At 36.5% G+C, this 12,842-nt stretch carries 14 protein-coding genes; 12 read left to right on the top strand and 2 right to left on the bottom strand.

The window, feature by feature from the left end; translation table 11 throughout:
- Positions 1-105: 105 nt before the first annotated feature.
- The 3 genes from BAZO_RS03965 (at position 106) to BAZO_RS03955 (ending at position 3,208) form a co-directional block, all read left to right on the top strand.
- Entirely contained in the window at positions 106-1,437 is a 1,332-nt protein-coding gene (locus BAZO_RS03965) for a PhoH family protein (protein ID WP_003329996.1), read from the top strand.
- Positions 1,438-1,713: 276 nt separating this feature from the next.
- On the top strand, positions 1,714-1,998 hold the full coding sequence (locus BAZO_RS03960; RefSeq protein WP_003329995.1) for an Fpa/YlaN family protein: 285 nt from the start codon (positions 1,714-1,716) through the stop codon (positions 1,996-1,998).
- 61 nt (positions 1,999-2,059) lie between these two features.
- Positions 2,060-3,208 (top strand): FtsW/RodA/SpoVE family cell cycle protein, encoded by a 1,149-nt coding sequence (locus BAZO_RS03955; protein WP_003329994.1) that lies wholly within the window; start codon positions 2,060-2,062, stop codon positions 3,206-3,208.
- On the opposite strand, the gene BAZO_RS03950 is transcribed toward BAZO_RS03955, so the two are convergent.
- Positions 3,205-4,137 (bottom strand): COX15/CtaA family protein, encoded by a 933-nt coding sequence (locus BAZO_RS03950; protein ID WP_003329993.1) that lies wholly within the window; start codon positions 4,135-4,137, stop codon positions 3,205-3,207. The genes BAZO_RS03955 and BAZO_RS03950 overlap by 4 nt on opposite strands.
- Positions 4,138-4,643: 506 nt before the next feature.
- Between BAZO_RS03950 and cyoE the strand changes: the two genes are divergently transcribed.
- The 8 genes from cyoE to BAZO_RS03910 all read left to right on the top strand — a co-directional run bounded on the left by cyoE (position 4,644) and on the right by BAZO_RS03910 (position 11,564).
- A complete protein-coding gene (gene cyoE, locus BAZO_RS03945; RefSeq protein ID WP_003329992.1) occupies positions 4,644-5,585 on the top strand; it encodes a heme o synthase in 942 nt (313 codons plus the stop codon).
- A 236-nt stretch (positions 5,586-5,821) separates the two neighbouring features.
- Positions 5,822-6,865 (top strand): cytochrome c oxidase subunit II, encoded by a 1,044-nt coding sequence (gene coxB, locus BAZO_RS03940; protein ID WP_003329991.1) that lies wholly within the window; start codon positions 5,822-5,824, stop codon positions 6,863-6,865.
- Positions 6,866-6,884: 19 nt separating this feature from the next.
- Positions 6,885-8,753: a cytochrome c oxidase subunit I gene (locus BAZO_RS03935; RefSeq protein WP_003329990.1), complete on the top strand. Its 1,869-nt coding sequence runs from the start codon at positions 6,885-6,887 to the stop codon at positions 8,751-8,753.
- On the top strand, positions 8,753-9,373 hold the full coding sequence (locus BAZO_RS03930; protein ID WP_003329988.1) for a cytochrome (ubi)quinol oxidase subunit III: 621 nt from the start codon (positions 8,753-8,755) through the stop codon (positions 9,371-9,373). Before BAZO_RS03935 ends, BAZO_RS03930 begins: the two co-directional genes overlap by 1 nt.
- A gap of 5 nt (positions 9,374-9,378) precedes the next feature.
- Positions 9,379-9,711, top strand: coding sequence for a cytochrome c oxidase subunit IVB (gene ctaF, locus BAZO_RS03925; protein WP_003329987.1), 333 nt, complete (start codon positions 9,379-9,381; stop codon positions 9,709-9,711).
- Positions 9,712-9,775: 64 nt separating this feature from the next.
- On the top strand, positions 9,776-10,654 hold the full coding sequence (gene ctaG, locus BAZO_RS03920) for a cytochrome c oxidase assembly factor CtaG (RefSeq protein ID WP_039956994.1): 879 nt from the start codon (positions 9,776-9,778) through the stop codon (positions 10,652-10,654).
- 30 nt (positions 10,655-10,684) lie between these two features.
- A complete protein-coding gene (locus BAZO_RS03915; protein ID WP_003329985.1) occupies positions 10,685-11,185 on the top strand; it encodes a GNAT family N-acetyltransferase in 501 nt (166 codons plus the stop codon).
- A 22-nt stretch (positions 11,186-11,207) separates the two neighbouring features.
- Positions 11,208-11,564 carry an Asp23/Gls24 family envelope stress response protein gene (locus BAZO_RS03910; RefSeq protein ID WP_003329984.1) on the top strand — a complete coding sequence of 119 codons (357 nt, stop codon included), beginning with the start codon at positions 11,208-11,210 and terminating at the stop codon, positions 11,562-11,564.
- A 106-nt stretch (positions 11,565-11,670) separates the two neighbouring features.
- Here the strand turns inward: BAZO_RS03910 and BAZO_RS03905 are convergent, their stop codons facing one another.
- On the bottom strand, positions 11,671-12,036 hold the full coding sequence (locus BAZO_RS03905; protein ID WP_003329983.1) for a YugN family protein: 366 nt from the start codon (positions 12,034-12,036) through the stop codon (positions 11,671-11,673).
- Positions 12,037-12,193: 157 nt separating this feature from the next.
- Between BAZO_RS03905 and safA the strand changes: the two genes are divergently transcribed.
- Entirely contained in the window at positions 12,194-12,826 is a 633-nt protein-coding gene (gene safA, locus BAZO_RS03900; protein ID WP_003329982.1) for a SafA/ExsA family spore coat assembly protein, read from the top strand.
- Positions 12,827-12,842: the final 16 nt, after the last annotated feature.

Here is a 12,842-nt window from a genome sequence, read left to right as displayed (position 1 = left end):
TATATTCGTCTAAGATTATTCGTCCATTCATATATTTAAAACAAAAGCCGTCCAAATAAAATCTCCTTTTAAGATAGTCAAAAATAGAGGTCAGGGGGAGAAGTGTTGAAGAAAATTTATGTCCTAGATACAAACGTATTACTTCAAGATCCGTATTCAATCTTTTCATTTGATGACAACGAAGTAGTAATACCAGCAGTAGTTTTAGAAGAGGTTGACTCTAAAAAAAGAAATATGGATGAAGTTGGGAGAAACGCAAGGCAAGTTTCAAAACTGATTGACCGCCTCCGGACGCAAGGCAGAATTCATCAGGGAATACCGCTCGAAAATGGTGGGACTTTTAGGATAGAATTAAATCATCGTTCCTTTATTAAGCTGCAAGAGATATTCGATGAAAAAACGAATGACAATCGCATTTTAGCTGTCGCCCTTAATCTCGATCTTGAAGAGCAAAAAAAGGAAGATGGAAGGAGAGTTATTCTTGTAAGTAAGGATGTATTAGTAAGGGTAAAGGCTGATGCAGTCGGCTTACTTGCGGAAGACTTTTTAAGTGACCGTGTTGTCGAATATGATGACAATATATATTCTGGATTTCAGATTGTATTTATAAGTAAGGAGTTGTTAAATGAGTTTTATGAGAAATCAATTTTAGATATTTCAAAGCTTCCGGGTTTTAGTTATTTTCCAAACCAATTCATCATTATGAAGGATATACTCGGAACATCTCAATCCGCTGTTGGGATTATCGATGAAAAAGTAAAAAACGTCAAAAAATGCTTGTACGATAAAGATCACGTCTGGGGAATTAAAGCACGAAATGTCCAACAAATTATGGGCTTTGAAATGCTGCTAAAGCCCGATATCCCACTTGTTACGTTAATTGGTAAAGCAGGTACGGGAAAAACTTTATTAGCACTGGCTGCAGGTCTCTACCAAACGGAGGATCTCGGAATTTACAAGAAAGTATTAGTAGCGAGACCCATAGTACCTGTGGGGAAGGATATTGGCTACTTGCCAGGTGAAAAAGAGGAAAAATTAAGGCCATGGATGCAGCCAATTTATGATAACTTAGAGTATTTATTTAATACAAAAAAACCTGGAGAGTTAGATGCGATCTTAGCTGGAATGGGTTCCATCCAGGTTGAAGCGCTCACATATATAAGGGGCAGAAGTATCCCTGAACAATTTATGATCATTGACGAGGCGCAAAACCTTTCTAAGCATGAAGTGAAAACAATCTTAACAAGGGTAGGGGAAAAAAGTAAAATTGTCTTAATGGGTGACCCTGAACAAATTGACCATCCATACCTTGATGAATACAACAATGGCTTAACCTATGTTGTCGAAAAGTTTAAACAAGAAAAGATTAGCGGACATGTTCGTTTTTTGAAAGGGGAACGATCATCGTTGGCGCAATTAGCAGCAGACTTGTTATAGGAAAAGCGTAAGCGTCTGTTCAGCGACGTATAAAATGGAGCGCATCGACTGAGATATAGGAAACACGATGAGGTTACGAATCGATGTTGACTACGCAAAAGAGGTGGGTGAAGTTTACTAGTCGCTAGTCGCTAGTCGCTGGAGCTAGACAAGTATGAACCCCTCTATAGTACGGCATAATTATTATGCGGTGTCCATTGATATTCCTTGCATTTTTGCCTATAAAACGATAAGATTGAAAAATAGGAATGGACTTGTTTTTATTGGAGGGATTACATGTCTAGAGAGGTTGCCTTAGATCATAAAGAAAAGGCATATGCCCTTCTTAAGGCTGATGCTGATAAAATATTAAAGCTTATTAAAGTGCAAATGGACAATTTAACAATGCCCCAATGTCCTTTATATGAGGAAGTTTTAGATACCCAAATGTTCGGTTTATCACGGGAAATAGATTTTGCTGTTCGGCTTGGGTTAGTGGAAGATATAAATGGGAAAGCATTGCTTGAGTCGCTGGAAAGGGAATTGTCAGCCCTTCATGAAGCTTCTTTAAAAAATAAGTAATTGGGCTGTCTTAAAAGGATAAGACAGTCCCTTTTCTTTTAGGTTGGAGAGACAAAAGAGTATGGTAAAAAAAATGTTAAGATCCTATGACTATACACTTGTATTGGCGCCCATTATTTTGAGTTTATTCGGCCTTATAATGATCTACAGCTCAAGTATGGTTGTGGCTGTATCCGATAAATATGAAGGAACACCAGATTTGTTTTTCATGAAACAATTAAAATGGCTTTTCCTTGGGATATTTGTGTACATAATTGCATTGGTTTTTCCATACAAAGCGTATAAAAGGTTATTAAAGTTAATTTTTTTCGGTGCACCAATAATACTTTTAGGTGTTTTGCTTTTTGGGACGACAACTAATAATGCGACAAGAGGGTTTCTGGGCATTCAACCGGCAGAGTTTATAAAACTAGGTGTTATTATTTATTTAGCTGGGGTTTTTTCAAATAAACAATCGTATATTGAAAGGTTCGTTCCGGCTTTTGGTCCACCGTTAACATTTATTATTATAATATTTTTACTAGTATACAAGCAGCCGGACCTTGGAACAGGTCTGCTTATATTAGCGACTTCAGGAATGATTATATTTTGTTCGGGTATTCGCCCTAAGCATCTTAGTCGATTGATACTTGTAGCTGTAGTAGGAGTAATGCTTTTATATCCATTTTTATCGGACGAGCAGTTGGGACGAATTGAAGCCGCATATAATCCTTTTCATGAAGAAATAGCTGATTCAAACGGTTATCAACTCATTAATTCGTATATCGCTATAGCAGCAGGCGGTGTTACAGGGGAAGGTTTAGGCAAGAGCATCCAAAAATTTGGTTATCTTCCCGAGCCACATACTGACTTTATTATGGCGGTTATTTCGGAAGAACTCGGCATCTTTGGTGTTGGTTTTGTTTTATTCATGTTACTGTTGATGATTTGGAAGGGTTTTACCGTAGCGATGAAGGCGAATGACCCGTTCGGTAGTTTAATAGCAATTGGAATTTCAGGTATGATTGGTATTCAGTCCATTGTTAACTTAGGTGCTCTTACAGGGTTACTTCCGATCACAGGTGTCCCGCTACCCTTTGTAAGTTACGGTGGTTCGTCCCTTGTCATATTAATGATTTCGATGGGTATCTTGAACAATATTGCGATGTATTCTAGATTAAAAGGTTCAGAAAAACAGAATAATGAAGAAAAAAAGATTGCCTATCTCTAGGCAATCTTTTTGTTATTATTAATTTCGTTTTTCTTGCTTCTTGATGAAAGAAGGACAAGATAGCTAAGGACACAGAATAAAACTGTTATGAAAGTAGCATGTGCTAAAGTAACAAATAGATTTACTCTAGTGTAAATGATGAATGCCCCGGATAAAGGCTGCAGGATTATTAAGACGATAGCGGAAACCGCACTCCAGAACAATACTCGTTTCGAGCGATAATGTTTAATAATATGAACCGACAGTATGATAATCCATGTGAAGAAAAGTAAAGCTGCAAAGCGGTGTCCCATTTGTACCCATTCAAACTCATTCGATGGTAAAGAAAATATCGCGCTATTATCGCAGAATGGAAAATCTAAACATGCTAAATGAGCTTTTTTATGGCGAACAAGGGCACCTGTGTATACAACAATATAACAATAAATACTGATTGCATAAATTTGCGAGCGTAAACTTTTATCGATAATCAAAGACTCTGCGTCAAATTTTTTATCCACTTCAAAAATGAGCAAAGTTAATAAAAAGACAGATGCAACTGAAACTAAAGAAACACCAAAATGCAGGGCCATAATAACAGGGTCTTGTCCCCAAATAACAGCTCCAGCTCCAAGCAAAGCTTGAACGATTAAGAAAAATACAGATAGAAATGCTAGAAATTTAGTTTCTCTTACATGTCCTATCTTTTTCCAGGACCAGATTGCAAGCCATGTTACAAGAATGACCGATAATCCCGATACAAGCCTATGCGAAAGCTCAATAAGTAACTCACCATTAATTTCGCTAGGTAAAAATTGACCATGACAAAGCGGCCACGAACGACCACAGCCCATCCCTGATCCAGTCTTAGTAACAAGGGCTCCGCCAATTAGTACCAAAAGCATGACAATACTTGAAGCAACAGATAAAATTTTTAAACCTCTATTCAAGTCCACTTCACCTTCTTTATAAAAAATATTACAAAAAAATAATTATTCCATCCCTACTTTACGTTAAATATATCACACATAGCAGGATGGAAACAGGAGTTGTTTTTGTCAAAAATGTGAACACGATTATAAAAATGGGTGTATGAACATATATTTTTTAACAAATAACACCGTTACTACTATATTAATATTGTTTTTTAACTTTCAAACTTAACTATAATAAAAAATACGATAATAGTAGTTTACTAAAAGAGATAACGTGGTACTATGATATAAGTGATAATTTTGTTAATAATGTATCATTGGAGGTGTAATTAGAAAATTCTAGTATAAATGTAAAAATAATTTCATTATTATTTAACAAATTCTTCATGATTTGTGGTTTAATAAAGTTGGAGATTCAAATTCTATGATATTTATCACAGTAATAATATTTTTTATGAATGTCAAAGTAGGCTATTTTTGGTCGACGTAGCTTTAGACAACGGTAAAGGAGGAAATAGTCGATGGACAACTCTAGAATTATAAATAGCGCTCGGAATCCTATGTTTGAAGCTGCTGCTCATAGAGAGAGTGATATTCAAACGACTTCATTATGGAATGACTTTCTATCACTTGTTAAGATTGGAATTGTAAATTCCAATTTAATCACAGCCTTTACTGGGATTTGGCTTGCACTTTATTTCACTAACCAAACTTTTATTGAATCAATAGACAAAGTCTTACTTGGAATGTTTGGAAACGCATTAGTAATTGCTGGTGGATGTGTTTTAAACAATTATATTGATAGTGATATTGATCATGTAATGGAACGAACAAAAACTAGACCAACCGTGACAGGAACAATTGGCAGAACGAAGGTTCTAATACTTGGCCTTTCTTTTTCATTAATTGGTTTACTGTTATTATTAATGGCGTCCATTCCAGCGGCAATATATGGCTTTATTGGCTTATTTACGTATGTTGTACTATATACTCTTTGGACGAAGCGCCGCCATCCTATAAATACAATTGTAGGGAGTATTTCTGGTGCCGCCCCTCCATTAATTGGATGGGCAGCGATTGATCCCAATCTGTCAATAGAAGCGTGGATATTATTTCTTATTATGTTTATTTGGCAGCCGCCGCATTTTTACGCGTTAGCAATGAAAAAATGTGAAGAATACCGAAAAGCAGGAGTACCAATGCTGCCTGTAGTGCGCGGGTTTGCTGAGACTAAAAAGCATATTATTGCTTTTGTTGCTTGCTTAATTCCATTGCCATTTTTCTTAACATCATTAGGACCAGTGTTTTTAATTGTTTCATTGCTACTAAGTGTAGGCTGGCTAGTGGTCGGGGTTTATGGGTATTTCATAAAAGACGATTTAAAATGGGCGAAATGGATGTTTATTTATTCACTGAATTATTTAACAATCATTTTTGTATTAATGGTCATTGTAACAATCTAATAGGATGCTAGTGAGAATGATCTCACTAGCAGTTTTTCGACATATTTTTTATATATTTATATTTACTTAATATTATAAGTCTCAAAAGTCTACAAAATACGACAAAGAAAATACATACAATAGGATGACAAGCTTTCTATTATAAGCGTGTTATAAAATACCTATCAATTTGTTAATACTGTTGAGAGGTATTTAAAATAAATAGATTTATTTAAAGAAAGAGGGGTTAGGATGTAATGAATCATGTAGGAAGGAAAGGCCGTTTGTTTGTGGTTGTTTCGATGCTTTTGCTAGTGTTGGCCGGCTGTAGTGGGAAACCATATTTATCGGCTCTCACACCACAAGGGGAAAATGGTGAGATGTTGTATGACTTAATGATGTTAACAACTGTGCTCATGACAATTGTTACTCTTGTAGTAGTTTTAATTTTTATTTATGTTGCAACAAAGTTTCGTAGAACAAAACAGAAAGAAAATATGATTCCAAAACAAGTAGAAGGTAGTCACAAACTCGAGATTACTTGGACTGTTATTCCTATTATTATCTTACTAATTATTGCTGTACCGACAGTATCAGCTACATTCAAATTGGATCCTAAGCAAATTGACATTCCAGAGGATGCAATCCATGTTAATGTAACTGGTAAGCTTTATTGGTGGGAATTTGAATATCCAGATGAAAAGATTATTACTTCTCAAGATTTAGTAATCCCAGCTGGTGAAAGAGTTTACTTATCATTAATAGCTGGCGATGTTAAGCATTCATTCTGGGTACCAGCATTAGCAGGTAAGATTGATGTAAATACAGACAATGAAAACGAGATGTGGATTCATGCTTACAATGAAGGTGTTTATTACGGTAAATGTACAGAACTTTGTGGTCCTTCACATGCGTTAATGGACTTCAAAGTCAAGGTATTATCTAAAGAGGATTACAATAAATGGTTAGCTGATATGCAGAAGCCAACGGAAGTTCCTGTGGATGCTACTGCTAAAGCTGGTCAAGAAGTTTTTGCGAAGAGCTGTATTGGCTGTCATGCGGTAGATTCAAATGATCCTCGACCTGCGCCAGCAAGACTTGCACCTAATTTATCAAACTTTGCAGATCGTGAGCGGGTTGCTGGTATTAAAGAATTGACTCCTGAAAATGTTCACGCTTGGATTGCAGATCCTGAAGCGATGAAACCAGGAAATAAAATGAGCAACACTTATAAATTAAACCCAGATGAAATTGAAGCAGTAACGCAATACTTGCTTACGCTTTCAAAAGAAGCTAAATAGGGTTAGGGAGGTTTAGATGGTGAGTACGTTGGCACAAAAAAGGGGTGTCGGTGCAGTTATCTGGGATTACTTAACAACAGTAGACCATAAGAAAATTGCCCACTTGTATCTTTTTGCAGGTTTATTACATTTTGTCATTGGCGGAATTGAAGCATTATTAATGCGTATTCAATTAATGTATCCAGAGATGAATTTTTTAGTAGGGAATTCATTTAATGAAGCACTTACAGCTCATGGAACAACAATGTTATTCTTTGTTGCCATGCCAATTATCTTTGCATTGGCGAATGCGGTTGTACCAATTCAAATTGGGGCCCGTGATGTGGCGTTTCCATTTTTGAATTCACTTGGTTTTTGGTTATATTTTTTCGGAGCTTTATTTTTTAACTTTGGTTGGTTTTTAGGTGGAATGCCAGCTGCAGGTTGGACAAATTATGCATCACTTGCGATGGCTGACCCAACCCATGGTGTAGACTTTTACTTAATCGGACTACAGATTTCTGGTTTTGGTACATTAATCTCTGCCATTAACTTTTTAGCAACTATTATTACAATGCGTACAGCTGGTATGACGTTTATGCGTATGCCGATGTTCACATGGACGATTTTCGTTTCATCTTCATTAATTTTATTTGCGTTCCCACCGTTAACAGTAGGGATTTTCTTAATGATGTTTGACCGTTTATTTGGTGCTAAATTCTTTGATATTGCCCTTGGTGGAAACACGATTCTTTGGGAGCATTTATTCTGGATCTTTGGACATCCAGAGGTTTACATCTTAGTATTACCAGCGTTTGGAATTTTCTCAGATGTTATCTCTACATTCTCAAGAAAAAGAATATTCGGATATACATCAATGGTATTCGCTACAGTATTAATTGGATTCCTCGGGTTCATGGTATGGGCGCACCACATGTTTACAACAGGTATGGGTGCTGTAGCTAACTCAATCTTTGCGGTAGCAACAATGACAATCGGTGTACCTACTGGTATTAAAGTGTTTAACTGGCTCTTTACGATGTGGGGCGGTAATATTCGTTATACGGTACCAATGTTGTATGGGGTATGGTTTGTTCCAACATTCGTAATGGGTGGGGTAACAGGTGTTATGCTTGCGTCAGCAGCACAAGATTACATTTACCATGATACTTATTTCGTTGTTGCACACTTCCACTACATTATTGTTGGTGGTATCGTATTAGGTTTATTTGCCGGTATCCATTTCTGGTGGCCAAAAATGTTCGGTAAAATGCTAAATGAAACATTAGGTAAAATTACATTCTGGGTATTTTATATTGGTTTCCATTTAACATTCTTTATCCAGCATTTCTTAGGACTTTGGGGTATGCCACGCCGCGTATTCACGTACTTGCCAAACCAAGGCTGGGATACTGCAAACTTTGTAAGTTCTGTCGGTGCTATTTTAATGGGCGTCGGTGTTTTAATACTCGTTATAAATATGGTTATGTCATTCTTTAATAAAGAAAAGCTTCCTAACGATCCATGGGGTGATGGACGTTCACTTGAGTGGGCGATTGCTTCTCCACCACCAGAGTATAACTTTAAACAATTGCCGCTTGTACGCAGCTTAGACCCGGTTTTCTATGAGAAAATGAACGGAAATAAGGAACTAATTCCGGCCGAGCCGCTTGGTGATATTCATATGCCAAATGGATCAATTAATCCGTTTATCATTTCTGTAGGTTTGTTTATCGCAGGATTTGGCTTTATGTACCATGATCTTGGAACTAATAAGCTAGCCTTAGCCGTTGGGATCATTGGATTGGTAATTATGTTTGGGGCTATGTTTACTCGATCTGTTAAAGATGATCACGGTTACCATATCCATAAAGAAGACCTTGAACGTGAAGGAGGTTTAAATGCGTAATGGCAGCGGAACAAGTTTTAACTAAAGAAAACTTCCCAGCAGAGCCGGAAAAGGCGACGATGGAAGGAAGAAATAAATTTATTGGTTTTTGGTTGTTTCTTGGTGGAGAAACAGTCATGTTTGCATCATTGTTCGGTACATTCTTAGCACTTCGCAATTCAACAATGAACGGGCCGACATCACAAGAGCTTTTCTCAGTGCCACTAGTGTTTTTGGCAACAATGTTTTTATTATTTAGTAGTTTAACAAGTGTATACGCTATGTATCAAATGAAAAATAATAATTACAAAGGCATGTTAACTTGGATGTGGGTTACAGTTATCCTTGGTGCTTGTTTCCTTGGATTAGAAATTTATGAATTTAACCATTACGTTCATGAGGGCTTAACCTATACAACAAATGCTTTTGCTTCAGCTTTCTATACACTAACAGGATTCCATGGAGCTCACGTTGCATTTGGTCTTTGCTGGATTATCACTCTTTTGGTTCGTAATGCAAGACGTCCTCTTAGTCTTTACACTGCACCAAAGTTTTATGTAGCTAGTTTATACTGGCACTTTATTGACGTTGTTTGGGTATTCATCTTTTCAGTCGTTTATTTAATGGGAAAGGTGGGCTAAGCTAAATGGATATGAATTCAAATTCAACTACTGATACAAAATGGGAACTTCGAAAGGCTGCCAATAAGGAGGAAATGAATCAACAATTTATTGTCTTTGCTTTAACAATTTTATTAACGATTCTTGCCTTCGCAGCCGTTGTTTTTACGGATACAGTTAGTATGTGGTTTGTTGCACCGTTCATTTTTGTTTTAGCGGTTATTCAAGTAATTTTTCAGTTGTTTTACTTTATGCATATGAAACATAAAGGTCACGCGGCACCTATTCTGTTTATTTTCTCAGGTGTTCTAGTAGCAGCTGTTAGTATCCTAGCTTTGATGACAGTTGTTTGGTGGTAAAAATTTAAAAAATGGGACCCAAGCTTTAGTAGGGTCCCTTTTGAAGTATAATGAGGTGAATATTGTGCTTGAGAATCTGTCTATGTTTGGATTTAGAGCCTTGTGGAGTCCTTGGTTTTTCCTTTGTTTAGTTGCTATTGCAGTACTGTACTTTATGTTTATTAAAAATCCTACAAAGAAACAAAGAATATTGTTCATAACTTCACTTGTCTCGCTATATATTGTTAAAGGAAGCCCTGTTGATTTACTTGGACATTTGAATTTTAGTATTCACATGATCCAAATGTCTGTCCTATATTTAATCCTACCGCCGTTATTTTTGCTCTCTATTCCGAGCGGGTACTATCGTAAGTTATTGTCCATTAAGGCGGTTAGCCGTCCGTTTTTATTTTTAACCAAACCATTATTTGCCGTTCTTTTATTTAACGGTGTATTTTCCATTTATCATTATCCGGTTATTTTTGATGGTATTAAAACAAATACAATCCTTCACGCAAGTGTAACTATTTTCATTTTTATTACAGCTATCATTATGTGGTGGCCATTAGTATGTCCACTACCTGAGTATCGAAAATTAAGTGGCCTGCAAAAGTTAGCCTATATTTTTGCCGATGGAATGCTGTTAACTCCAGCATGTGCGTTAATAATCTTTTCAGGCGTACCAATATACGAAACCTACACCAATCCCGCTGCTTGGGCAAAGGCATTGGAATTATGTGTTCCAGCAAGTATGCTTGCAAATATTGATATAAACAGTGTACAAATGTTTTCCTGGCTGTCACCATACGACGATCAACAGCTTGGTGGGGTTATTATGAAAATTATGCAAGAGATTTCTTATGGATATACCCTTGGGGCTGTATTCTATCAATGGGTTCGCGAAGAAAAACGAAAAGAACAGCAACAAACGGCTATCTATCCTTCTCCACAACCATTAAAATAAAAGAAGACTGGGACAAAGGAGATGTTGATTTTGGCTCAAATTTTTACAGACCGGCTGCTTTTGATGAAGTGTCCGTTGGATTTGGCAAAATCAATCATTTTGAACCGTAAGGAATTGGAGGAACGATCGCCCATTTTCATACCCTCAGATTGGCCGTCCATCCAGTTGAAAAGTATTTTACCATATTATATCGAAATGCTTGAAAAGGCGCCTCGGACGGATAATCTGCAAATCTGGTTGATCATTGATGCCTACGAAAGAAAATTAATTGGTTCCATAAGGCTTAAATGTTTTCCAAATGATGCTAAAACGATCGATCTTGGGTACGAAATCATTGCTTCTTATCGTAATCAAGGATTTGGTTATGAAGCTGTTCAGGCTGTTGCAGATTGGTTATTTAAAAGCGGAAATGCGATGAAAATAACGGCAGAATGCGAGCAAACAAACATGGCATCAATCAGAATTCTTGAGAAGCTTGGGATGCGCCGTATAGCGAAGGAAGCGCCATTTTTAAAATGGGAGTTACATTGAATCAATTAATGGAGGAATGAAAATGATTAAGAAAATGCTGGAAAGGGGAACTTTAAATATTTCAGAGGACGTTTTTGCGATTATTTCATCCATCGTTATAGACGAAATGGAGGGAATAGCCAGTACTGTTTCCGATTTTAAAGATGATTTTATCCGGGTTGTAAATAAAAAGGGGAACCAACGAGGAATCAGCATTAATCAAAACGAAGAGGAACTATTAATTGACATCAAAGTCTCTGTCTATCTGGAAGAAAATATTTGCGATTTATGCATTGAACTTCAAAAAAGAATTATTGATGAAATTAAAATAATGACCGGTATCGAGGTCAGCGGTGTAAATGTAATGATCGATTCAATTCGTATGAAAGAAGAAAAATAACAAAGACGCATGGGGCTTTCCCTCATGCGTCTTTTTGCTGTCGTTTATGTCTAGCCCCAGCACCTAGCGACTAGTGGACTTCACTAATCGGGCGCTTCCGCTTTTCTTATTTTACAGCTTCTGCTAATTGTTTGCTTACAACTTCGAGAATTGATTTTGATTTTTCTACTACATTATTTGGTATTACTTCATCATCACCATATTCAACACCATGTGGGTAATAATGTTTACCAAGGATTGGTGTTAAAAGTTTAATTTTAGCATGATTAGAATCAACATTACCTTCTACTGCATAGCCTTGAACACGTAAATAAAATACTTCTTTCGTATCTAATTGTTCAAATTTGCGGTCAAATGAAATACGCTCATAATCCCATTGTTCTCTAGATAATAATTGATATTCACCTAGTACTTTGCGAAGCAGTGAAATATCATATACTTTGTCATCTAGCCCCGTTCCTTCAAATCTCACTATGTATCCCTCCTAAATTTCAAAACACTCTAAATCTATAATAGAAGAAAAGCGTTTAAGATGCAATAAAGACTCGAAAAAAGTTCCTTTTGAAAAAATTTTGTATGAGAAATTTTTAATATTTTGGTCACAATATAAAAGTCAAAATAACAATTTCATGAAAGGAGTTTTTTGCCTGAAAAAGTTTATTGTATCCGTTTTATTTTTATTAATGCTCGGAGCAGGGGCCGCAATAGGGAATGCACAAACGCAAACTTATACCGTTCAACCGGGTGATACGATGTGGAAAATTGCTGTAAGGTATCAAATTGGTTTAAGTGAATTGATCCAGGCAAACCCACAAATTAAAAATCCGGCATTGATTTATCCAAAACAAAAATTGAATATCCCAACCATGAATGGAGAAAAAAGCATTGAAACACAGGTTATTCAATTAACAAACCAACAAAGAGCTAAATATGGGCTCCCAGCTTTAGCTACCGACTGGGAACTATCAAGAGTGGCACGTTATAAATCCGTTGATATGAGGGATAAGAATTATTTTAGCCATACGTCGCCAACTTACGGATCACCATTCACGATGATGAAAAACTTTGGTATTCGATATACAGCTGCAGCAGAAAATATTGCAGCGGGTCAAACCTCACCACAAGAAGTTGTAAACTCTTGGATGAATAGCCCAGGACATCGACAAAATATTTTAGATTCAAGAATGACCCACATTGGGGTTGGTTATGCTAAGGGTGGGTCATACCAGCACTATTGGACACAAATGTTTATTAAAAAATAGTATTTGGAGGAATCCC

The sequence above is a fragment of the Schinkia azotoformans LMG 9581 genome (assembly GCF_000307855.1).
Classification (GTDB): Bacteria; Bacillota; Bacilli; order Bacillales; family Bacillaceae_J; genus Schinkia; species Schinkia azotoformans.
This window is presented reverse-complemented; position numbering and strand designations above follow the sequence as displayed.